The organism is Microbulbifer aggregans (genome assembly GCF_020524005.1).
Classification (GTDB): Bacteria; Pseudomonadota; Gammaproteobacteria; order Pseudomonadales; family Cellvibrionaceae; genus Microbulbifer; species Microbulbifer aggregans_A.
The window spans coordinates 67,388-92,838 of record NZ_JAIVKK010000014.1 but is presented as its reverse complement, the minus strand read 5'-3'; the positions used below and the strand labels follow the sequence as shown (position 1 = coordinate 92,838).

Genomic DNA, 25,451 nt, shown 5'->3' with positions numbered 1-25,451 from the left:
TGCAGTGTATGGGGCGGGAATTAAGGCAAACTTAAGAGTGGCTAATTAGACAGAAATAAGTCATTTCAGGATGTAAAGCTGGTTGGCGGATAAAGACTCATCACTGAACCTTGCTCATCCGTTGGTATTTCAAACACGCCCAAACACATAACGAAATTCAACAAAGGCACAAAAGTCACAACCTGAATCCGGGAGTTAATCGACTATTCCAGCTTTAATTTAGGTCGGTAAACCTGTCGATAAACAGCCCCCTGTAAAGTCGCTTAAATTTAAATTCGCCTTCAAGGCAACCCCGAAAACCGCAAAACTTGCGCCAGACGCAATTTTCACAGACCATCCTGAGTTAGCTCGGAAGGACCATGAGCAGAACAGTACTTAAACGAAAAAAAAGAAACTTTTTAGCTGTTTCTGGGGAATAGACAACGATGGAAAAAACACCTGTATGTAGCGCCCGGCTTAAATTACTGTGCGTCGCACTGTTATCAACTTCATTGGCAGCCTGCGGCGGTGGTGGCTCTGGAGGCGATTCATCACCTCCTCCTGCAGGTAGTAGCAGCTCCAGCAGTTCCAGTAGTTCGTCAAGTTCCGGCGGTAGCACTTCAAGTTCCGGCGGAAACTCATCCAGCTCCAGCAGCAGCTCGTCCGGTGGCTCATCAAGCAGCTCTGGCGGCCTCCAGAATAATGCGCCTGTTATTTCCAGCTTGAGTATTACACCAGCTCCAGCCTTTACCGATTCAACCCTAAGAGCCGAAATTGACGTAGAAGACGCTGATGGTGATTCCCTCAGTGGCAGCTACGTCTGGACTGTCAACGGTGAAGAGCTACAAGGGGAAACTTATTATTATCTCCAGGGCCACAATTTTGTTAGCGGAGACCAGGTACAAGTCACGGCATCGGTGAGTGATGGTGTCGAGAGTGTTTCCCGCTCTGCCCAAACAACGATCCAGAACTCCCCTCCCAGAATCCACGAATTCACCCTTTCACCACTTCCGGTATATACCGACACGGATATCACGGCCACGGTTGAAAGCTCAGATGCCGACAGCGATCCACTTGTTACCAATTACTATTGGTCGGTCAATGAGGAACCGATCGAAGAAGTTAACAGTGACACCCTGTCTTCCGATTACTTTGTCAAAGATGACCGGGTAGCTGTTACCGTAGAAGTCACTGATGGCCAGCTGCAAACCTTCAGAGGCGACTCCCTGATCGTGAGTGACAGTCCTGGCACACTCTCGGTGAGTGGCGTACCAGAGACTGCGCAATACGGCGTACCCGTCTCGTTTACCCTGAGCGCAGTTGATCCGGACGGCGACGACATTGAATTTAAATTCAACGCTCGTCCCAATGGAATGGAGATTGATGCAGACGGAACCGTTACCTGGACACCAACCGGGCCCATGTTCGATAGCTACATGGATGTTTACTGGGAAGCCGACCTGGTTCAAACTGCTCCTGGCACACCTATCGGCAGCAAAATCCGGGTACTGGACGAAAGTCGAAAACAACCGCTGGCGCGTAGTGGGGTGATTTTGCCCTACGAATATAGAAACACGGTGGCCAGTGGCGACTTTGATGGCGATGGCGCCGAGGAAATTCTGGTCACGGACTACAACCAGCGGCTGTACACCATCGGGTTCGACGGCAGTGGGTACACGCAGGAATGGATGTACCCCTACTCCCTGACAGGTTCCGATGGACAAATCAGAAGCGTTGCCGCCGGGGACATCGACGACGATGGCATAGATGAGATATTTGTCGGGGTTAGCAATGACAACTATTACTCAAGTTCGGAAGATGCGCGCACACAGATATTGATTATTGATGGCGTTACCGGCCGCCTGCGTGATTTTATTGACGTTACTGGTTCTTCCATTTCTTCGATTAAAATTACAGACGTAAACAACGATGATGAGCCTGAAATTGTTTACCTGGTTAACCCCGAGCGTTACTCATCAGGCGGACAAAAACTGGAGGTGCGCGATAGTAGTAACAATCACAATCTGATCTGGCAATCGATTTCCGTCGTGCAACAATCTGATATGGCCGCTGGCGACGTGGATGGAGATGGAATCCAGGAGATCGTACTATCCGGGGGATATGTTTTTGGCTATAACGGCAGCACTTTCGTCAACGAATGGTTATTCGGTGATGGCTTCGGCCATATCATCCGTGTAGCTGATATTGACGGTGACGACACAAGTGAAATCATTGGCCAACAAATTAATGGTGATCGTTACCTGAACATCTACGACGCAGCTGACAAATCTGCTAAAGCACAGATCACAGAATACTTTGCGGACTTCACCGCCAAAGACGTCGACGGTGATGGTTCTGCGGAGATTCTGGCGCTGCCTTACTATAGCCCATATCAAGCCCGCCTCTATTCGTTCGACAAGGATCTTACATCTCAATTCAGCCTCAGCTGGACTCTAGCCCTGCCCGACAATGGATCAAAAGGGCTGATTGCCGATGTGGACGGTGACGAACAACTGGAATACGTTGCACTGTTGAATGATCGCGACAGCATTGTAGTCGCAAGTGAAAACCCGGAAATAGAAATCGAATGGCAAAGCAACGGCGTCTACGATATTTCCGGGAGTTTCAAAGGCGGGGAGCTGGCCAACTTCAATGGCAAGGGCAAAAAACTCACCTTTTTCTCAAATGCTTATTCGTATTCTCCGGAGTACACATACGGAACCCGCGCTATTCAGTTTGATCCGGTGACCGGTAAACTGGATTGGTCCGCGCCCCTAACCAGCTATTCAAATGATTTTAGTGGCACTCTCACTGACCTGGGGCAGGATGGCACAATTGAACTGCTGTATGTTTCCAACCAAATACCATCGATCTATAGCTTTTTCTCCGACTCGGTTGTCTGGAGTGCGCCGAAAATGAGCAACTCCGGCATAGTGGTCGCGAAAGGAAGAATGAACGATGACCTTGAGGATGATCTGGTCATCCTATCCTCGGGAGGCGATATAAGTGCCTATGACCCGGTAAATCAGATACTTCTTTGGGGAATTGATCGTGAAAGCGGGTATAAACTGGTTGTTTCAGATCTGGATGATGACGGCAAAGATCAAGTCGTCACCAGTGATACCAAGTCTGTTGCGGTCTACTTACCCGGAGATGGCGCAGCAACGCTACAGTTCAGCCAAAGCTTGGAAAACGTGGCTTTATCCATTGGCGACCCGGAGAAAGCTTCCCAGCTCACATACGCTGATATCCGGAATTTAGTTACCGGTGATTTCGATAATGATGGAAAGCGCGAAGTCATCCTTGCTGCAAGTTATTACTCCGATAAGACCTGGATCGTAGTGCTAAATCACAACCTGACGTTCCGCAGCGCATTCGAGGTGCAAGGTAGTGCTCAAAACCTGTTGGTGCAGGAGTATGGTTCGGGCAATCGTAATATCCTATTGAGAGTTAACGAGGACACGTATAGCTATTCCCGCAGCCAGTTTATCGAGGTTGACTCTGAAACCGGCAAGATAGTCTCCGAATCGCCATACATGCTGTATACACAATCACAAAACAGTATGTACTGGGTGGACATTAATGGAGATGGTATTCCGGAATTGAGCTACGGCACCAACCACTCAATGAATGTCACCCGCTAGGGAAACTTCACTTCACTCAAACTAAAACTGGGGTGCTAAACACCCCAGTTTTCTTTCACCGATCCGAAATTAAAGAGCAATCAAGCTATAAGTCATGCTCTGATCGTTCACCCGGACCCTGAATCTTCCTGAAGCCGTCGTATAGATATCCGATCCTTCCTGCTCCAGTACACCATCCGAATTACTGTCACCGTAATTTTCAGCCCAGTCGGCATTTACATCGAATTTGAAACGCTGTTCGGATTGGCCATCAAAATCAACTTCCAGCTCCCAAATATGATCGGCGACCAGTGTCATTGCCGTGCTGCCCCAATTATTTGGCGTACCACGAAAATAGAGTTGCGAAAAGCTGGACTGGTAATCAGTACAGTCAATACAGCTGATTTGGTACTCCAGTGACTGGTCGTTGACCTGTACCAGAAAAGTGCCGCTGATTCCGGAATAAATGTCACCGCCACCCTGTTCCAGAATCCCATCTCCATTGGTATCACCGTAGTTCACACTCCAGTCGCCACTGATATCGAATTTGAAACGCTGATCGGCGCTGCCATCAAACACAACGGCGACCTGCCAGGTGTTGTCTGCAACCAGCGTCATGGCCTGTGTACCCCAGGCATTGGGTGTGCCGCGAAAATTCAGGCTGCTGAAGTTTTTTGTAAAACCGTCATCCGGATCGGTCACTGTGATACTTGCGGAAATACTGTCAGTAAGCCCATCGTTGTCGGTCACCGTGACAGTTTCTGTATAGCTCCCGGCTGAGGAAAAATTCAACTGCGTGGTTGCTTCGCTACCGCCACTGCTCCAGCTGTAGGAAACGATATTGCCGTCGCTATCGCTGGAACTGCTGGCATCCAGGGTAAACGCCTCGTTGACCGCTACGGTAATTGCCAGCGGGGTGACACTGGCCTTCGGCGGCTGCGGTTCATTCCCCACCAGCGTGAGCGTGTACGTCAGGTTCTGGTCATTCACTTCCACCAGGTAATTACCGACTACCGCTGTATATATATCTGCGCCAGCCTGATCCAGCACGCCATCGGCACCGTCGTCACCGTAGTTTTCAGTCCAGTCTGCATTGATATCTAACTTGAAACGCTGGTCCGCCTGGCCATCGAAGGTCACTTCCAGCTGCCAGCTATTATCAGCCACCAGCGCCATCGGCGTTGCCAACCAGTCATTGGCGGTACCGCGGAAATACAACTGTGGAAAGTTCTGCGCAACACAGTCGATGCAGGGTGTGGCAATGGCGCCACCGTGTATCGCGGCGGCGGATTTTGCGGTTAAATTGAATGTGGCGTAGCCGCTGGTATCGACCGAAATGACCTCACCACTGCATGCGTCGGCACCGGCAAGAACGTTGCAGTAGTCACCTGCAGGCAGGCCGGTGTACAGGGTCTGGTTGAGAGTGTCGTTCTCGTTGTTGACGACCACATAACCTTTATTGCCACGTGCAAATGCAATCTGGTTATTGCCATTATCCCACCAGTTGGCTACGGCAGTACCATCCACATAATTGCGGAAGCCCACCATATTGGCGATATTCCCCCAGCGGTGCTGGCACACCCAGGCACTGTTGGTACAAGCCGCCGGGCCAGCTGCGGGCGGACCGATGTCTGTATCGGTAAACGCGTAACCGGACATCACTTTCGGGTACCCGTAGGGATGCGCCAGCATAAACACATTGGCGAGGTTATAGGTGGCACCATCCTTGTAGGTCAGGTTGCCACCCCCGCCGTGGCCCCGTTCACGATCGTGGTTATCAATAAAGTGCACCGCTTTTCCAGACGGCAGTAATCCCCAACTCTCACCGATACTCGCCAGGTTTTTGATCTGGCCGTTAAAGTTACTCGCCACATCGTTGCCGTATTTGAATTCCGTCACATGCCCGAGGTAAGTGTAGTTGTATGGCTGTATCGCATCCGCTTCACCCGCGGCACCAATCACCTCGGAAAACACCCATGGGTTTCCGGCCTTCGCGAGTATCGCCTGCAGATCGCCGGGGGCCATATGCTTGACCGCATCGATACGAAAGCCATCCACACCCAAACCTGTCAGCCTGTCGAAATACGCTGCGAGCGTGTCCTGGACATAGGTCGAGCCCGTATCCAGATCCGGCAGGCCGCTCAATCGGCAATTCCATACATTGTTCGCATCGCTGTAATTATTGATGGTGCAGTTCGTGTGGTAGTCCTGCGGTGAGAATTCCGGGTGGTTGGTAACGCTCCACGGCGTGCCTCCCCAGCCCGTCCCGCCCTGGTTCCAGGCTGCGGTATGGTTGATCACCATATCAGCGTAAACTTTTACCCCCGCGGCGTGGCAGCGCTGGATCATGCTGGCCAGCTCGGCCTCGCTGCCACTGCGGCTGTTCAGGTTGGTATAGGTCACCGGCTGGTAGCGCGCCCACCAGGTATCCAGGCTGATGTGTTCCTGCGGCGGTGATATCTGGACGGCATCGAATCCCTTTGGTCCCAGGAAACTTTCACATTCGCTCGCAATGTCATTCCAGCTCCATTCAAACAGGTGAACGAAAGCCGTTCCGGCGCGCGCGTGAATACTGGAAAGAAGAAATATCAGACAAGTGAGAGCCTGCAGCCCGCGACGACTGCAGGAAAGATAATTTTTCATCGCTGTGTACCATTTATTATTGGAATCAGAATTTGCATCCGAAAAGCGGTACTGCATCAATCCGGATGATTCCAGCCTAATGAAGCCATGGAGCCCCAGGCATCCCCCCATTGCGGGGCGTAGCAAAAACAGGTGACACAGATCAATCGCTGTTTGAGATACACGAAAGGTTTTTATTTGTTATCGACATAAAAAAACCGGCATCAATTCTAGATCGATACCGGTCAAACTTTCGACGAAGAAAGAGAAGGGTCACATACAGCACACGCTGCAGATACCATCAGGACAGCACATCTGCCCCAAAAGTATTTTTTCAGTGGACCAACCAGAGCCAGTACCACTGCAAATGTTTAGAGGGCGACAACCTCACCGGAACGGACTTCGCCCAGAAGGACGATGTCGAACTCACTGTCCAGTCGGACTTTGCCGCCTTCTACCCGAACTTCCAGTCCGGAGTAGTAATCGCGCAGCAATGTGCCATCGGCAAATACGCCGTGTGCATCAATCTGCTTTTCACCCGCCGACACATCCAGCGCAACCAACACGCGATCATCGCCCAGTGTGCGAGAGAAGACATAGGGAGCCTCTTCCAGCTTTTTATGCACACCCGCACCTACGGCAAGGTGCGCTTTGCGGAACTGCCCCAGCTTCTGCCAGTGAGCAAGTACTTCCCGAGTCTCTGCGCTTTGCAGGCTGCTCCAGTCCATTGGCACTCGCATTGCCGCATCGCCGAATGCCTTTTCATCGGTCATCGGTCGCGCGATTTCATCACCGTAGTAAATTTGAGCCGCGCCCGGTGCCAGCATCAGTTTCAGCGCCGCTGACTTCACCTGCTGGCGCTCGCGGTCAAACGAGTGGTGGTCGTCGTGGGAACCGAGATAATTGAGCACCGCGGCGTCTTTGAGGTCGCCCTCGTGCAGGATGTCTGAGTAGCGGGTGAACAGGCTATCCATATCGTCGCCGGCGTGTGCCGGGAACCCCATATTGATCAGGCTGTCAAAACCGTGGGCAAAGAAATCCACCTGGCGGTCGCCGTAATCGTAGAGGCGGCCCTTGCTGTTGGAGAAGTCATTCAGACCGTAGTTGTACACTTCTCCCACCATAAAGAAGGGACGGTCGTCGATTTTCTGCGCCGGATTGGCGGCCTTCCACTGTTCGAACGCCAGCTCGGATTCCTTTTTCAGGATGGCCCAGATTTCCGGCTCGGTATGTTTGACGGTGTCCACGCGGAAGCCATCCACACCGTATTCACGCACCCAGTCAGTGAGCCATTTCACAATGTAGTACTTGGGTGCTCTCGGGTAACCGGTGCGCTCGAAGAAAGCGTCCAACTCGGCCTGTTCCTGCTCCAGGCGCCCTTCCCTCTGCCACTTTTCCGTCAATTGGGGTGGCAGTGCCACTGCCGTCTCGCTCTCGGTGAGAATATCGGTGAGATTCGGGTGAATCGCGCAGGTGACGTTTTCAGCAAAACTCGACCAGTCGCATACCGGATCGGTACGCACCCAGTCCGCCGGCCATACCGGGTCCAGCTCGGTAACCGGGCCGGTGTGATTGATGATCGCATCGAGTAGAACGCGAACCCCGCGCTTGTGCGCCAGTTCAATCAGTCGCGCCAGATCCGCCTCGGTGCCAAAGTTGGCATCGACCGTGGTCCAGTCTTTCGGCCAGTAACCGTGGAAAGCATATGTACGCTTGTCGGCCTCGTCTGCACCGTGAATATTTTCGATGACCGGGGCCATCCAGATGGCGTCCACACCCAGCGCTTCGAAATATCCAGTCTCAAGCTTGTCGATAACGCCCTGCAGGTCGCCACCGAAAAAGCCGCGCATATACGCCGCATCATTTTTGCGCTCGTAGGCAAGGTCATTATCCGGATTGCCGTTATTGAAACGGTCCGGAAGCATGAAATAGATCGTCGCGTTGTTCCAGTAGGGATCATTGACTTGGGTCAAGGCGGCACTGGGCATTTCTGACGAAGATACCCCGGAATTTATTGCCTCCAGTTGATCCGCGCCCTTATCAGAACAAGCGGCCACGGCCAGTGCGGCAACCATGCCGGCAATTTTTCTCATTATGTTCTCTCTGTCGTTATGGAACGGTCATCACTGAATCCTACTGTATCCCGGCTGGGCCAGGTTTCATCCTCCCACAGAGGGGGCGTAGATGAAAAAATCGGCAACCGATGGTAGTCTTGACCGCCCAGTCTAATGGCAGATGCCGCAGGCAGTTTGTGCGGTCGAGAGAACACGGAAAGAAGAACCGGGGAAGCAATTTCCCCGCTTAAGGAGTGACCATGCAAGATAAACCCGTCGTATTCGTCGTTGTTGATCCCAATGACGACCAACATGTCGCGCTGGAGCGCGCCCTGACCACCGCCCGCGAACGCAACCCGCAGCCCAAGCTGGCGGTATTCGTCGCTGTGGATGGAGAGGCCGTAGACACCCGCGCGGTGAACGATCACCTGTTCCGCGACGAGTTCTGGTTCCGCGACCGGATCCGCAAGCCCATCGAGGAAGCCGGTGTCGACTTCGAGATCACCGTATGCTGGTCTAGTGACTGGCAGGCGGCGATCATTCAGGAATCCAAGCGCTACAACGCGGAGATGATCTATCTGCCGGTCCATGCAAAAACCAGCCGTCGCTTCACCTTTGCGGAATCCAAGTGGCAGGTACTGAAACACGCCAAGTGCCCGGTGGTACTGATCCGTCCCGGCGCCAAAGATCGTCGCAAGGTCGTACTGGCAACCGTGAACTACCAGGCCAAAACCACCCAACAGCGCCAGCTCAACCGCCAGATCACAGAGCGCGCTGGCTACATCGCTGAGGTGTACGGTGCTGAACTACACCTGGTGAATGCCTACCTGGATTCCATGCTGTATCCAGACCGCGGCGCACTGGCCAAGCTGGCAGACAAAACCGGCGTACCCACTGACCGTATTCACGTAAAACAGGGTTACACCAACGAAGTGGTGGCGGAGATTGCCAAGGAAATCGACGCAGACGTGGTGGTAATGGGAACCCTGAACCAGTATGGCGAGACTGGCTCACTTCTCCGGGGCAATACCGCGGAGCGGGTAATCGGATCTCTGGAAACCGATGTCATGGTATGTAATTCGTTCACGACAACATCGCATTAAGTTACAACGAAAAAGGGACTGGCAAGCCAGTCCCTTTTTCGTTTGATTCGCTCCCGCTACTCAATTGGCCATTGCAGGAAGCTGAAGATCTTCATAAAACACATCCCGCTGATTATTTAAATCCATTGGGTACATAATCCCGAGACGACCACTTTCCAGCAACTGTACGTCTGGCCCGAAGGGCATACTATCCGTCAAAACCTGGGGCGAGGAAAAGCTACCGGCATCACGCAAATAGCTGTACTTGAGCTCACCATAGGTCGCGAAGAAAAACATTGGAACACCGGACGCTTCGCGCAACCGCGGCATCATATGCAGATGGGGGTAAGGATTAAGTTCATGCGCCTCAACCCAGTTTAGCAAGTTATCCGACTCCGCAATGACCAGGCTGTTTTTCGAATAGGATACGTATCCGGCATAGTATTTACCTGAAGAAGACTGAAGAAGCGTCGAGTCAAAATCCCAATCAGTACCGGTCGAAATTTTCACGGGATCAGTCCAGCTCTGCAGATCTATACTGGAGGTTACGTACACGTCGATATCATAGTCCGAATCCTGTGGCTCTTCCGCCAGAGAATAACTGACCACATAGGTACCGTCTGCTGTTTCAATCAACGACTCTTCATACAGTAAATTCCAGTCACAGGTTACCAGATCACAACCCGCAAAATTTGTCGCTTGCGTGAGCGCAGTCTTTAGCCATTCCTGCCCATCACTCGTTTCATAAATACAGGCTCCACCATTGTCACAGTGACCAAGTAACATGAGCTTTCCAAATCTGTTTTCGATCAAGACGGGGTTACCATAGATATATTCCGGCACTGTCGAAAACTCGCTCCAGCTTTTGCCGCCATCTGTAGAACGGGCCAGGTAGGAATATTCTTCAGAAACAATGGCTACAAGCTCGCCGTTAGCCCGCTGCACAAACGCTGAATTGCGTGGATAAACCGTGCTATTAGTAACATAGCTCCCTCGCGGCTTGTCCAGTTCGAAACTGCAGGGGGGCTCAGCACATGTGGACGTAAAATAAACACTTTGTTCCACCTGATCCCAACCGTGCACATCTTCGCAAACACTTGGACTCTCAGAGCAGTAAAGCGCGAGCTCCGTGCGATACTCTCCTGGCTTTCTCGGTGCCCAGTATTTCATTTCCCAGACATGTTCCACAGAATCGTAGCTGGCGTTGTAGGCCCCTCCCGCAGTGTATTCTGATAGGTAGACGTTCGGGTTTTCCACATCGTAGGTGTAAAACTGAATGTGCCAGCCGTCTTCCGGATCCGCCGGGTTGAAATCAGGATCAAACCCTCTCGCCCGCAGAACGATGGTTTCTTCCTGGAAATAGACTTCCTTATTGCCAACGATATGTATGCGATCTTCCGTATCGGGCACCGAGTCGTTGTCGTCGTCCAGGTCGGCATTATCCCCTACGCCATCTGCATCGAAATCTGCGGTTTCTGCCGGGTCTAACGGGAACGCATCGCGACTGTCCACCACCCCATCACCGTCGTCATCTGGGTCAACGGTATTGTCGATACCATCACCGTCGGCATCACCTGCAACGTTAGGGTCTAACGGGGCATCATCATCTATATCCGGGGTCCCGTCGTTATCGTCGTCTTCATCGGCGTTATTGCCAATACCATCACCATCGGTATCTTCATGCTCAGCCGGGTCAAAAGGCAGATCATCATCCCCATCGGCAAAGCCATCATTGTCATCATCAGAGTCTTCTATGTTATCGACACCATCCAGGTCGAAATCACCACTTCGCTCTGCATCATAGGGGTACTCATCCCACTGGTCCGGGACACCATCATTATCATCATCCGGATCAGAATTATTCCCGGCACCATCGTTGTCGATGTCGATTTCGTCCGAGGTTTTCATTGTCTGCGAGAAGTGGGCCACAGCTCCAGTGTCGGAAACCAGCTCCCCGAGTGCGGCAGCCGATAACAATGCGGTGACCTTGTGATCGGTGGCAAACTCAAGAATTCCCTGGTCGAAATCCTCCAGGGTCAAGCCAGACTGATTGATTATGTCTGCGGCATCCCCGCGCAACTGGATACGCTCTTCGATATTGCCATCATCGTCCAGACTCTGAACAATGCGCAGGAAATTCACCACTCGGCGATCGTTAATATCCTTCGCTGAAAATAGCTCCAGCGGCGTAACCGCACGCTGAGCCACTACCAGGGGGAATGCCAGATCGCCGATAGAGAATGTAACCGAATCACCGGCTTCATAACTGAACCCACCCTCAATGCCTGTTTCCCCCTCATGTCCTGAATCTGTCAGAAAGGAGAGGCCTGTAATCGGACTGTCGAGAAATATTCCTGTTAAAAGCTCAACAGATAGGGAAGGGTCCGTTCCCGAATCTACTGGCGTGGGGGAATCCGAGGATCCGGATCCCCCGCCACCGCAAGCAGAGAGAGTAGTCAGAACAGCGGTCAAAGATACAGCAATGGCAATCTTGCGCGGATAAGGGAGTATTTTGTTCATTTTTATCAGCCATTCCTTGGGCCAGAATCTGGTGCCAAGCCTCAGCACCCAACGTTAACTCAACACATCCAGTCGACTATACCCGGCTGCAACAACAGCTCAAATACCAGAGCACCAAAACCAGACAACCTATGTTGATTTGTGCGCCAAACTCAAGGAAGACTGTTACCTTTTCAGTAACGCAAGCTGCTCCAGGTGCGGTCTAAAATTGAGCGCGCAGCGGCGGATAAACTCGCGGACATCTTCCATCTTGTACTGGTTAGCCAGCTCATTGCCCGGGCGCAACTGATCGGGTGTTGGGTAAATGCCCTTGCCGGTAAGCAGACAGTTCCAGGATACGTTGGGGAAATACACATCCAGTTTCTGGTCCAGCAACTCGTCGGTGATGTTTTTACCAGCCATCCATGACATCAGGATTGAACGCAGTGAGGGCGAAATTTTTTCGTTGCTGCCGTTGGCCATCCAGTAATCCGTATCCGTTCGCGAAGTGATGCGGTAGTGACAGACGATGTAGTCGCGCACGGCATCAAAACGGGCACTGATGCGGTCGTTGAATTCCTGGCGGTATTTATCCGTGTAGTTGCCGTTGTTGTACGACTCGATAAAACGCGTGACGGTTTCCTGCACCATATCCAGGGCGGTGGCTTCAAGCGGCTCAATAAAGCCTTGCGACAGGCCCACGGCCAGGCAGTTCTTGGCCCAGTGCTGCTGCACGCGTCCGACCTTGAATTTCAGGCGGCGTGCTTCTGCATCGCTTTCCAATAATCCCAGGTGCGCGCGAAACTCGGTCTCCGCTTTGTCATCGTCGACAAACCGGGAGCTGTAGACATAGCCATTGCCATTGCGGTTGGTCAGCGGGATCTTCCAGGCCCAGCCGTATTTAAGCGCGGTAGAAATCGTGTGCGGTGCGTAGTCTTCTTCCTGCTCCGTTGCAAACACCACTGCGGAATCGTTAAACAGGCTGTCCGCACAGCTCTGGAAAGGCACGCCCAGGGTCTGCTGGATTAACTGCCCACGGAAGCCCGAGCAATCCACAAACAGGTCGCCTTCAAGGGTTTCGCCCTCGGCCGTTTTCAGACAGCGGATATTGCCCTGTGGATCGAGCAGGGCTTCGTTCACGGTGGCGCTCTTGTATTTGACGCCCTTGTTTTCTGCAACACGGGCGAGAAATTTACCGAGCAGACCGGAGTCGAAGTGATAGCCGTAGGCGATTTCAAACGGGAAATGTTCCGGCGCGACCGGTGAGAGCTTCTGGCGAATCATTTCCGTGGCGAGGAAGAAGTGGTCCGGGTGCCCTTCGAGATCGATACCCTTGCGACGCAGGAAGCTGTTGTGGAAAAACGCCGGCACGGAGAAATGGTCAGGCTGTGCCAGAAACGGGTGTACGTATTCGGTAAAGCCGGGTTTGGTGGACCAGTCCCTGAACGTAATACCAACCTTATAGGTGGCGTTACACTCCGGCATCCACTCGGACTCCTGCACGCCGATCACGTCCATAAACCCTTTCAATGGCGGCGTAGAACCTTCACCGACGCCAATAGTGCCGATATCCGGTGACTCCACCAGGGTGATGTCAAACCCCTTGTCCTTCCAGTGGGTCGCCATCAGGTTGGCGGTGATCCAGCCGGCGGTGCCGCCGCCGAGAATGACAACGCGTTTTTTCTGCTCGTTCATGGCACCTCTCATCAATTCTTCACGCCGGAATTATGTTTCCGGTCATTATTCAATGCATAAAAAAACCGCCCGGCAAGGCGAGCTCGACGGGCGGTTCCCTGTGAGACCCCGGGACTATTTAAAGCGGCCCCGGAGAAATTCACTGCTGCTTAGAAGCTGTAGTTCACACCCAGGTAATACTGGCGGCCGAACTCGGTGTACTCACCGAATACGCCGTTGACACCGTAGGCCTTGGTATCACCTTCGTCGGTCAGGTTGTTGGCCGAAAGGACAACATCGATACCATTGGCGAAGCCGTAAGATACCTGTGCATCAACCGTGGTGTAGTCCTGAGCCATAACCGGCGTGGAGCTACCCGGTACCGGCATATTCAGGATGAACTCGTCGCGGTAGCGCACGTTCACGTGAGAGCTGAAGTTGCCGATATCCCAGAATACGGTGGTGCTCCACACGTTCTCGGACAGACCCGGCAGCGGCAGGGACTCACCGTACAGGTTGCCACCGGTTACCGCCGTTTCACTCTCGGTGAAGGAGTAGCTGGCAGTCAGGCCCAGGCCACCGAATACGCCCGGCAACTGGTCGAAGGTTTTGGTACCCGCCAGTTCGATACCGCGGATGTAACCGCCCTTGTCGTTGTTGACGAAGGTTTCGAAAGCGCCCGCTTCCAGGCCCGCCGGGATCTCAAGGCCCAGGTTGTCAAACATCGCAGCGCGATCCGCTGCAGAATCCAGGTAGATGTACTGCTTCTCAACCAGGCTCTCGATGTCTTTCCAGAACAGGGCTGCAGTTACCGCACCACCTTCTTCGAAGTAGTGCTCGTAGGCCAGGTCGATCTGGTTCGCACGGAACGGATCCAGGTACGGAGAACCTTTGGTCCACACGTTGTATTCGTTGTTACCGTCGGAGTTGATGCTGTTCCAGGAACCGGCACCACCTTTCAACTGGCCAACCGGCGGACGGCCCATGACCTTGGCCGCAGCGAAGCGAACGATGTCCTGCTCGGTCAGCTGGAAGTTCAGGTTCAGGGACGGCAGGGTATCGGTGTACTCAGGGCCGAAGGTGATGTAGTCGTAGTTGCTGCTGCTATCACCTACTCCATCGATGATTTCAACGCCGTTGCCAGCGCCAACATTCTGCAGACCGCTGGATTTCACATCGGTCTCTACGACACGCACGCCGAAGTTACCAGTGACCGGAATGCCAGCCAGCTCGGTGTCCAGGTTGGCCATCAGGTAATAAGCGAACACCTTTTCGGTCACCGCGCCGGACTCAACAAAGGTCCAGTCCTGAGTGAACACCTGCTTACCTTCGTAGTTGCCGGCACCGAAGATGCTGCTCGCCAGGGCGTCCATGTCGGTAACGACCAGGTGATCTGGTGCTCCGTCTACAGAACCGATGGTTACGAAACCATCCAGGTCCTGCGGCATACACTCGATCCTGCTGTCACCGGAGGTGAGGTTGTCTGCACACCAGCCGTTGTACTGACCGTCGCGGCTACCGTACAGGAAAGCACCGCGCTCGGAGTCAAAGGTGCGCTCGGAAGTGCGCAAGCCGGCTTCAATAGAAGCAATCGCGCCCCACTCCAGGTCAAATTTGTAGTCCACCTTGAAGGCTTCAACTTCGTCGGTGTACTCGTGCGGAAATTCTTCGTAGCGCGACAGGCGCATGGTATCCAGGTCGGTGAAGTCCACACCGCTGAAGTTTGCGGTCGGGAAGCCCTTGCCGTTCAGCGCGTAGGTCAGGCTCTGGCCCGCAGCTTCTTCCCAGGTCGCATTGCCGGCGGTATCGGTACCCAGGTCGTAGGCGTGCATGGACACGATCTGGTCCTTGCGGGTCTTGGTGCCTTCACTGGTGGAGTAGTCGAGCACCAGCGTGTTGCGCTCGTTAATGTTCCATTCCAGATTCAGGCCGAGGCTGTCAGAGTCTGCCTGGGTGGACTGGTCTTCGGTACGCGATTCGAACCAGGGGCTGGAGTTCCACTCGGTTTTCGGATCGGTGATGCCCACGGTGCCGCCGTTAACCACGCCGTTACTGACGTTGGTGTTGGACAGGTCGAAGGAACCAACATTACCCAGGCCACCAACGGTGATGCCGTGACGGGTATCAACGCGCTCGAACTCGGACTTGAAGTAGTCCAGCTGGGCTTTCAGGTTGTCAGTCGGCTGGAACACGATGCTGGCGAGAACGCCATCGCGGGTATCGGTACCGTTACCAGCCTGCCACTGGAATGCGCGGTTGCGCGCGTCGGCTGCATTGTCGCCGTCGTAGTCTGCAGTTACGTCGTAGCCGATCTGGTCGTCAGCACCGGCGCGCGCCTTGGTGAAACTGTTCGGCTGTTCCAGGTGGGAATAGCCCAGGGACACACCCAGTTTGTCTTCCAGGAATTTGCCCATGTAAGACAGGGTTACACGCTGACCGTATTCGTCCGCGCCAACAGCATCGGCACCGTCGTTGTAGGACATGCGCAGGTTGGCGTTGAAGTTGTGCTGTTCCGCAGCGTCCAGCGGGTTGGCGGTCTTCAGCTCAACGGAGCCCGCTACACCACCTTCAATCAGGGAAGCTTTCGGAGATTTGTACACCGCCGCCTGGCTGATCAATTCAGCCGGGTACTGGTCGAAGGAAATCCAGCGGGTGCTTTCGGTGTAGCCAGCGGTAGACGCCTGTTCGCGACCATTCAGGGTGGTCTGCAGGAAATCGCCGTTCATGCCGCGGATGTTCAGCTGCGAGGACTGGCCGTTGTCACGCACAGTGGTGACACCCGGCAGGCGGCCGAGGGCGTCGGCAATGGACTGGTCCGGCAGGGAAGCCAGAGCACCAGCATCGACCACGTCGGCAACCACATCGGCATTGCGCTTGGCAGACAGGGAATCAAGGACACTGGAACGGATACCAGTGACCGTTACTTCTTCCAGCGCTTCCTGCTGTTCCTGAGCATAGGAAGCCATGGATGCGCTAACCGACGCAGCGATGGCTGCAGACAGCATCGCCGGGCGGAAACGTTTGTTAGTCAGGCTCATCATCTTCTCCCTTGGACTTTATCGTTATGGTGAGTAGCACCATCCTAGGCGTACCCAAAGTCCATATCCTCCACCCCCGGGGGGGGGAGGAGGGGGAGAAACGGCCGGGTCCTGGGGGAGGAAACCCGACACTGCGCCACCAGACGGGCGATTATAGCGGCCGCATAAAAAATATACAGGCGCCATTGGTAAATAAGGAAGGAATCAGTCTTCCAGCCAGGCGGCGGCGCCGATCAGGGCCGGATAGCCCGCCTTGAGTACATCAACACGCACGCCCTGCAGCCAGTTACCGAGGCGCCCTTTGGTCACAAAGCGCTGCTCGAAGGCACTTTCCGGCAGCAGTGACTCGATCCGCGGCAGTACACCACCGCCAAGGAACACGCCACCGCGTGCCACATAATAAAGCGCCGCATCGCCAGCGGCACTGCCGAGGAAGTTAAGGAAGTCAATCAGGGTTTCGCGGCACAGTGGATCCGAGCCGTCGAGGCCGCGGCTGCTGACATCGGGAGGTGTCAGGTCTTCCGCCGGACGGCCGTGCAGCGCGCATACCGCGCGATACAGATTCACCAGGCCACCGCCACTCAGGACAAACTCGTTGTAGACCGGCATTTGAGTGCGCGCGAGGATTTGCAACAGCTCAAGTTCCCGTTCGCTACCGGCGGACAGGTTGGCGTGGCCACCCTCTCCCGGCACCACACGGTAGCTACCGCCATCGTGCACCAGCGCCGCAACCCCGAGTCCAGTGCCCGGGCCCAGAACCACCATGGGACCATTCGGGGTTGCCGGCACATCCCGTAATGCCCATTTGTCTTCTTCAGTCAGGCGCGGCAGGGAAAGTGCCAGCGCGGCAAAGTCGTTGACCACCAGAGCGCGATCCAGCTCGAGGCGTGAGCAGAGTTCTTCGGCACGGATTTCCCAACCGAGGTTGGTCATGGTCACACGTCCGCCTTCCGGTGTTTTTTCCACTGGGCCGGCCACGGCGATACAGGCCTGCTTGGGGCGCTCCTGGTCCAGCCCATCCAGCCACTGACCCAGCGCGGCATAGAAGTCCGGGAATTTGGCGCAGTTCACCACCTGAATGGCCTCCAGCCGATATCCGCCGTCCTGGGGATGGGCGACGGCGAAGCGGGCGTTGGTACCGCCGATGTCCGCAACGATTCTGGTCATGACACTGTCCTTATTACTTTCCTTTATTTGGCAATCACGCTCGGTAAAAGCGCTTGAACCCTCGGGTTCTGGCCACTGAAAAACGGCGGTATAAGTTAATGATTTGCCGCAGAAAACTCCAGCCCTACCCGGGGGGAGCGGTCACAAATATGGGGGGAGTAGAAAGACGCGACAGCATATGGCGTTCCACTTTCCATTCCGCACAGACTGGGTCGAGTCTGGATGGGCAGATTTACAGCGCCAACGAGCGGGCAAAAAAATACCGGCAGAAAACTGCCGGTCCAGCTAAATAATACGGGACAAACCCGCGTAGCGGGGGAAGAGAGATGATGTCGGGTTGCCAGCGCGGTGATGGCGCGGTGCCCCAGGGCTCACGAAGAGTTCCCTATCACTGCGCCACCAGAGGCAACATCCGATGGCGGCGAGTATCCAGAAAATCGGGAGCTTGTGCGCCCCACTTTACCGATTCGTACAAACTGGGCTGTGCCACGTCGCCCCCGGAACCCGTCCCACAACGGGCGCTGTCACCAGCGCCCGTTGTGGATATCTCTAACTGGAAGTCGTTCAGGGGCCCACGCTACGGATACGCAGCCAGTTGATATTCCAGCCCCCCGCTGCTGCGTAAACCCCGAGATCAAAGGGACCTGCCGGCATCTGCACGGTGTGTTGCACGGTGACCCAGTTTTGCCAGCCACCGGTAACCGGGACATCCAGTTCGCCGAGGACGGTCGCCCCCGCGTTCATATCCAGCACCAGGTGCCCCCCGATGGATTCACTCGCTACGCGATATTCCACCTGATAAGTACCAGCGGCCGGGATCTGCACATCCGCGTAGGCGAGCCAGTCACCGGCATCGATCCAGCCCACGTTGACCCCGCCCCCGGTATCGCTGGTGGGTTCGGTCTGTACCCCCGCCATAAAATCGTAATCTTCGGCTTCGATGGTCAGGTCAAAGCCATTTCCGCTACTCCCACCACTGCTGCCGCCACCGCTGCTGCCACTGACACCATCCACCGACATCTGCCCGGCAGGCACACTGAAGCTGGTACCGTCAGAGAAGTGCACCGTACGTGCGGCACCACCGAAGTTGTAGGCGAGATAGGTTTTCTCACCATTGTTGTCGAACGCCAGCGCCGCCGGGTAATCCGCACTCAGGCTGCCACTGCCGCTGGCGAGATGCCCCAGGGCTTTATAGGTGTGGATCCAGTGATAGGTATGCGCCTTGCTCTCGCCCTCTTCCGGGGTGTAATTCAGGTTGACTGTATTGAAGTCGGCCACCGCCGCGGCACCGTCGGTCATGGCCCAGATATTCCACCACACATCCCGCCAGTGTCCGTCCGGCAGCCCCGATGGTTTGCCATTGCTGGACTCCCCGCTCATGCCCAGGCTCACATAATCGTTCAGGTAGTCCGGGTGCTGGCCGATGTGCAGCACCAGCGGCGACAGCGGCAGCCCCTGGATACCCAGGATGTGCGCATAGGCCCCGCTGAACCAAGTAGAGAACACATGCCCGTTGCCCCAGATGATTGACGTGGTCATCCTGTTGTAATCGGCAAAAAAGTTGTCGTAGTCACCGCCGAGGCCGCGATAACGATCCAGGTTGTTCCAGTACTCCCAGTAAGCGGCGGTGGACGACGCGTGCAGGTACATACCGCGGTTCACAAGGTCGTCGTTGCCGGTGATCAGGCCGTAGAGAACGATCGCACCGTAGGCGTTGGCCGCTTCCGAGGTGGATTCGTTGTTGTTGCCGAGGACAAAGTTCGCGTGCCCGGAAGCCCAAGAAAACCCGTTGGCCGGATCGAAGTTGCGCAGGTAGGGAAACATCGGATCATTGCGGCCACCGGCGTAATCGCGAATCAGCATTTCCACCATCGGTCCCCACGCCGACGCGGAGCACCAGCCTGCATCTACCCGGCAGATTTCCGCCGCCGCGCGCACAAAGTAGCCGTAGTGGAAGTGGTGGTCGTTCAACTGCTGCTGCGCGCCAAAGGACTCGTCAAACCCGAGCAGGGTATTCCACTCGCTGTCGTAGACGAAGTACTTGCTGAGGTCGAGGCCTCCGGACGTATCCGCCCGGAACCAGTCTTCAAGTTCGCCCTTCAGCCAGTTGATCAGCTGGTCCGCTTCGGCCGTCATACCGTGGCTGCGGGCGATGGCCGCCAGCTCCGCGACCTTGCCGTAGTTCTTGCCGGACCAGTAGGTATCCGTGTGGGTATTCCACTGCGAGGCGCCCTGCTGCAGGTATTCCTGCACCAGCTGCTGCAGTGTCTGGGTATCGTAATCACCGATCCCTTCCGGGAAATACGGCAGCACCCCAACAAACGGTAACTGGTAACTGAACTGGCTGGTGGCCGCGAACTGCACCACACCGCGCGCACTGCGTGCCTTGTAGCCGGACAGCGGCTGCGCCGAGTTTTTCCAGTGCAACGGCTGCAGCCCGGCCAGGGTATTTACCGCGGCGCCCTGGTAGCGGTACTGGTGGGAGATGTTGACCGAGTTATTCCCGCGGTCGACGCTGTAGCCGATAAACACCTCGTCCACCGGCTGCTGGGCATACTGGGCGAAATACTGCCGTGTGGGCGAGTCCGGCACACCACTGACCGGCAGCCAGGCCAGTGTCAGCCGGTTGCTTCCGGAAATCGCAACTTCAGCGGAGTTCGGGTTCAGGAACTGGGTACTGCCATCCCCCACCGCAAGAAAGTAATTGCGCACCCCCGCTACATCGGTCCACACCCCAAGGCTGTTGCCATCGGTGTGGTAAATGCCCTTTTCCCCACTGTCGGCCGCCTTGGTTCGCAATACCAGGTTGCCCGCGAAAGCCTGGAAGTACACATAAGGCGAACCGTAAACAAAGGTGGCCTCCATCACCGGCGTCGCGCCCGCGCGCCACTGCACGGTCATACTGCCATCGCTGTAATCCTTGAGGTACGCGTCCATATTGCTGTAAGCGCTATTGCCCACGGCGATACCGTCAAACACCTCGCTGAATGGATCGGGGATCTGATAAATCGTCTGGTTGTCTACGGTCTGCAAACCAGAAGGGATCGCCAGCACCCGTGCGCCGCGATTGCTGATACGCGCAGTGACCGGATCCGGGGTGATATAAGCGGAGTCGGCGGAATCGCCGATGGTCATTTCACCGAGAAACGAGACCGAGCCCCACCAGCGGTGTGTCATGGTGGGCTGGTTGCTGGCAGGTGCCACCAACTGCGGGTGGCGCGGTACCGGGGTGCCGATAGGGTCGCAGGAACTGACACCCGGCTCCACCACGCCCGCATTGTGAATCCAGGTACCGTAATCGACTACGCAGCCATATCCTGCGGGATTGATCGTGTCGCTGATATTGCCCGCGCCATAACTCGTGAAGCCGGCCTGTGCCAGCGGCGCGCAACACAGCGCTGTGCCCAGGCAGAGCCTGGACAGGGTGTTGATCACATTCATTGTTTCCTACCATTTCCGTTATTTTTATTTGGTACTGCTGTATCGGTACTGTCTTGTATGTACCGCGCGGAAAATGGTGGCTTGAGGGTCATATCCAGTCGCCCCACTTTCGGCGGCGACGCAAACTGGGGCTACTTGAGGAGCGGATTCGTTGAATACTTCACAGTCATGGCACGGTAATGCGCGCCCCGGCCCATTCAGAAATCTCCTATGGGCGGGCAAATTCTCCTATACTGCGCGGCCTGACGAATAAAAATAATAAAAAAACCGTTAAAAAAGTCCGATCTGACGATGCAGAGATGAAAGCCTACATATTCAATATCCCTGATGTTGTGCTGCTGATGACTGCCGCAGAGTGCCTGCTGCTGGCCATCTTCCACACCATATTGCCCAAGCGCGGACGCGATGACGGCCGTCTCCTGACCGCTTTCCTGCTGATCATTGCCGCGGTTTCCAGCCTGACGCTGGTGCTGTGGAACGACCAGTTCACCCTGTCGCCCTGGTTTGAGCAGTCCCTGGTGCCGTATCTCTTGCTCTCAGCACAACTGCTGAAAGGGCCGGCGATCTATCTGTATTTCTGTTCGCTGACTAAGAAGACCTTCGCGCTCAATCGCAAGCACGCCCTGCACCTGATCCCGGTGGGACTGGTGGTGCTGGCGATGGCGGTACTCGGCGTAACCAGCGCCGACCTGCGTCACCTGAGTACCGGCACCGCAGGCGCGCCTTCCGAATACGCCATCGAACTGATCTGGGACCTCGCCTGCATCGTACCCTTCTGCTACGCGCTCGCGTCCCTGCGCCTGGTGCGCCGCTACCGCAAAGAGTTGCAGGATGAGTACTCGGATTTTTCCGAAGTGGAACTCGACTGGCTGTCGGCCCTGACCTGGGGGTTACTGGTTTCCTGGGGCTGGACCCTGCTCACGCACATCGTGGCCAAGTTCTCCAGCAGTGTGGTGTCTGACTACATGGGCATCGCCGACAACTATGTAACGTTCATTCTGATCAACGCCTTCTTCGCCTACAGCCTGACCTACGCTCACCAGCTACTGGACACCAAGCCGGAAGAAAGCCGTGAGCCGGTCAACGAAGACGAACCCTCGGAACCCGCTATTGCCAAGGTGCGCAATGCGATGGAAAACGAGCGGATCTACCTGAAGAAAAACCTGAACCTGGAACAGTTCTCAGAGCGCATCGACCTGCCGGCGAAAGAAGTGTCCTCAGTGATCAACAAACACTTCGGGACCAACTTTTTTGAGTTCGTGAATTCATACCGTGTGGAAGCGGCGAAGGCGCTACTGGCAGACTCGGAGAAATCCGATATGACGGTACTGGACGTGTTACTGGAATCCGGTTTCAACAGTAAATCTGCGTTCCACCGGTTCTTCAGCCGTTTGGTGGGGATGTCGCCTACGGAGTATCGCAAGCGGGCTGCTGCTGGCACCCTTGATGAAGGGCCTACCGGCTCTTAAGCCAACATTGCCAACACAAGTTCTCCCATAACCGTTCATTGAAGCTTAGTTATGGGAGAAGGCGGCGATACCGGGTACGGTCTTGCGAGACCTTCCGCGAGAGGGACCTCGCGGAAGAGCCCCCATGGATGGGTTCACGGCGTGTCTCGCAAGACCGTACCCGGTAGCGGCGCCGCCACGGAGCTCATTCGTGGAATCCGGCTGCCCACAGAGGTCAGCGGCAGCCGGGCCAAAGGATCAAAGGATCAACCGCAGTGGATATCCGCATCCACCTTGGCCGCAATGCGGATGTCGTGAATGGTCAGGTCAAGGGCACCGGCAGTGCGCACATAAAACGGTGACAGCACCATATCCATCTTCGCGCCGCGCGTAGCCAGACACTGCAAATCCACCGCCACTGTTTTCCACTCGCCCGGTGCCGCATCTTGCAGCAGCTCGGTAATGGACTGCTCGGCACCGCAATCAGTACCGCAGTTGATACCCAGGTTCACCGCATCGCTCGGCGCAGCATCCACCTTCACGTCGAATACCAACGCACCCTGGTTGCCCAGGTAACCGGACAGGTCCGTGCGGCTGTTTGCAAAGAAGCCCGCCACCGCATTGCCCGCACCACTCCAGGTCAGGCGACGGCTGTCTTCCTGCACCTTGCGGTCCACCGACTGCACACGAATACCCTGCAGTTCGGCCACGCTGCTCGCAATCACCGCATGGTTGTTGCCCGCGTCGAACACCTGCAGGCTCCACGGATCCAGCGCGCGGCCATTGAATACCGCCAATGCCTCGCTGGCATCGGACTGCTGCAGACCGCTGTCTTCGGAAAGTTCAGCAAGCTGCACGCCGCCCTGGTAGGTCAGGCCATAGCCGTACTGGAACTGGGCCAGTTCTTCGTTCTGGTCACGGTTGCGCAGCTCCGGGCGCGCATCGTTCGGCCAGGAGAAGGTCAGCTTGCCCTTGAAATCGTGATTCACTGCACCTTCGGCAGTACGGAACAACACATCCGTCACACCCGCACCTTCGGTACCCGGCTGCCAGATCACCACGAAGGCATCGGAGGCATTGATTTCCGGATTCACCCACAGCGGGCGACCGGTGATAAACAGGGCCACCACCGGGATATCCTGCTCACGCAGGCGCTTCAGCAGTGCCAGATCGCCGTTGCCCGGGTAATCCAGGTTGGACACATCGCCCTGCATTTCCGCGTAGGGATCCTCACCGAAAACCACAACCGCCACATCCGGCTTCTGTTCGAAGCTGCCATCAACAGAAAGCTCAGCAGCGCCGCCGGCCGCTTCCACTACCTCGGCGATACCACCGTATACAGAAGTTGCGCCGGGGAAGTCCGCGTTCTCATTGCCGGTACCCTGCCAGGTGATACTCCAGCCACCGGACTGCTTGCCGATATTGTCGGCGCCGTCACCGGCCACCAGTACGCGCTGGTTGCGCGCCAGCGGCAGCAGGCCATCATTGTTCTTCAGCATCACCAGCGACTCGCGCACCGCCTGACGGGCGATGGCGCGGTGCGCCGGGGCACCGATCAGGGACTCATCTGCCGCGTAAGCGCGCTCGGACGGCGCCCCCGCATCAAACAGACCCGCGCGCATTTTCACCCGCAGGATACGGCGCACTGCATCGTCCAAACGCTCGGCGGAAAGCGCACCGCTCTTGGCATCTTCCACGGTATTTGCGTACAGCTCTTTCCAGCTGGGATCCGGGGCCATAAACATATCCAGGCCAGCGTTGATCGCCTGCGGGCAACGGACGTTGGTGCAGCCGTTCACAAACTGGTGACCGGCCCAGTCGCCGATCACGAAGCCATCGAAGCCGAGGCGGTCTTTCAATACGTCGGTCAGCAGGTATTTGTGGCCGTGCATCTTCTCGCCATTAACACTGCTGAACGAGGCCATCACGGTCTGCACACCGGCTTCAATGGCAGAGAAGTAACCCTGGGCGTGGATGCGCACCAGTTCCTCTTCGCTCATCTGCGCGTCGCCGCGGTCGATGCCGCCAGTGGTGCCGCCATCGGCCAGGAAGTGCTTGGCAGTGCCCACCACGTGCAGGTCACTCAGCAGCTCGTTGCTGTCGATACCACCTTGCAGGCCTTCCACCAGCTCGCCCGCATAGTTGCGCACGATTTCGGGGTCTTCGGAATAGGATTCGTAGCTGCGGCCCCAGCGGTCATCGCGGGTTACCGCCAGGGTCGGCGCGAACACCCAGTCGATGCCGGTCGCGGACACTTCCGCGGCGGTGACCGCGCCAACCTGACGCATCAGTTCCGGGTTGTGCGTAGCACCGAGGGCGATGTTGTGCGGGAACAGGGTCGCGCCGATCACGTTGTTGTGGCCGTGCACCGCGTCGGTGCCCCAGATCATCGGGATCGCCACACCGCCGTCACTGGTATCCATGGAGGCGTTGTAATAGGCATCCGCCAGCGCCACCCAGTCCGCGACGGTCGCGTGCTTGTCGTTATTCGGGAAGGCGCCGCCACCGTTCAGGATGGAACCGACGTGATAGTTCTTCACATCTTCCGGCGTCGCACTGCGAATCTCGACCTGCATCAGCTGGCCAACTTTTTCCTCCACGGACATTTCCGCCAGCAACGCGTCGATACGCGCTTCGATCGCCGGATCTTTGGCAATGCCGCTGGTCAGTTGCGGCCAGTCTGCATTCAGCTGTGCCGCCTGGGATTCCGCACCGGAATCTTTGCTCATGTTCTTGTCGCTACAGCCGGCAATCCCGCCAGCAGCGATCAGGCTGGAGATTACCCCCAGCAAAACGCGCTTCTTCATCACCGCAAAACTCCCAC

At 55.9% G+C, this 25,451-nt stretch carries 11 protein-coding genes; 3 read left to right on the top strand and 8 right to left on the bottom strand.

Translation table 11 applies throughout. From position 1 onward, the window contains the following. The first annotated feature begins 425 nt into the window (after positions 1–425). Positions 426–3,623: an FG-GAP repeat domain-containing protein gene (locus tag LC093_RS19215; RefSeq protein WP_226668770.1), complete on the top strand. Its 3,198-nt coding sequence runs from the start codon at positions 426–428 to the stop codon at positions 3,621–3,623. A gap of 69 nt (positions 3,624–3,692) precedes the next feature. Here LC093_RS19215 and LC093_RS19210 read toward each other — a convergent pair whose 3' ends face one another. Together LC093_RS19210 and LC093_RS19205 are read right to left on the bottom strand one after the other, a co-directional pair. Beyond that, positions 3,693–6,245: an alpha amylase C-terminal domain-containing protein gene (locus LC093_RS19210; protein ID WP_226668767.1), complete on the bottom strand. Its 2,553-nt coding sequence runs from the start codon at positions 6,243–6,245 to the stop codon at positions 3,693–3,695. A gap of 350 nt (positions 6,246–6,595) precedes the next feature. Further along, complete coding sequence (locus LC093_RS19205) at positions 6,596–8,317, bottom strand: alpha-amylase family glycosyl hydrolase (protein WP_226668764.1); 1,722 nt, start codon at positions 8,315–8,317, stop codon at positions 6,596–6,598. Positions 8,318–8,538: 221 nt separating this feature from the next. On the opposite strand from LC093_RS19205, the gene LC093_RS19200 reads away from it, so the two are divergent. After that, complete coding sequence (locus LC093_RS19200; protein WP_226668760.1) at positions 8,539–9,381, top strand: universal stress protein; 843 nt, start codon at positions 8,539–8,541, stop codon at positions 9,379–9,381. Positions 9,382–9,441: 60 nt separating this feature from the next. Here the strand turns inward: LC093_RS19200 and LC093_RS19195 are convergent, their stop codons facing one another. The 5 genes from LC093_RS19195 to LC093_RS19175 form a co-directional block, all read right to left on the bottom strand. After that, a complete protein-coding gene (locus LC093_RS19195; RefSeq protein ID WP_226668757.1) occupies positions 9,442–11,880 on the bottom strand; it encodes a sialidase family protein in 2,439 nt (812 codons plus the stop codon). Between the two features lie 165 nt (positions 11,881–12,045). Further along, positions 12,046–13,554, bottom strand: a complete 1,509-nt coding sequence (locus LC093_RS19190) for a tryptophan halogenase family protein (protein WP_226668753.1) — start codon at positions 13,552–13,554, stop codon at positions 12,046–12,048. 149 nt (positions 13,555–13,703) lie between these two features. After that, positions 13,704–16,571, bottom strand: coding sequence for a TonB-dependent receptor (locus LC093_RS19185; RefSeq protein WP_226668751.1), 2,868 nt, complete (start codon positions 16,569–16,571; stop codon positions 13,704–13,706). Between the two features lie 204 nt (positions 16,572–16,775). Beyond that, positions 16,776–17,738, bottom strand: a complete 963-nt coding sequence (gene glk / locus LC093_RS19180) for a glucokinase (protein WP_226668748.1) — start codon at positions 17,736–17,738, stop codon at positions 16,776–16,778. Between the two features lie 564 nt (positions 17,739–18,302). Next, a complete protein-coding gene (locus LC093_RS19175) occupies positions 18,303–21,179 on the bottom strand; it encodes a glycosyl hydrolase (RefSeq protein WP_226668745.1) in 2,877 nt (958 codons plus the stop codon). A 299-nt stretch (positions 21,180–21,478) separates the two neighbouring features. Here LC093_RS19175 and LC093_RS19170 point away from each other — a divergent pair, with 299 nt between their 5' ends. Next, entirely contained in the window at positions 21,479–22,648 is a 1,170-nt protein-coding gene (locus LC093_RS19170) for a helix-turn-helix domain-containing protein (RefSeq protein WP_226668742.1), read from the top strand. Between the two features lie 245 nt (positions 22,649–22,893). On the opposite strand, the gene LC093_RS19165 is transcribed toward LC093_RS19170, so the two are convergent. Further along, positions 22,894–25,434 (bottom strand): glycoside hydrolase family 3 protein, encoded by a 2,541-nt coding sequence (locus LC093_RS19165; RefSeq protein ID WP_226668740.1) that lies wholly within the window; start codon positions 25,432–25,434, stop codon positions 22,894–22,896. Between the last annotated feature and the right edge of the window lie 17 nt (positions 25,435–25,451).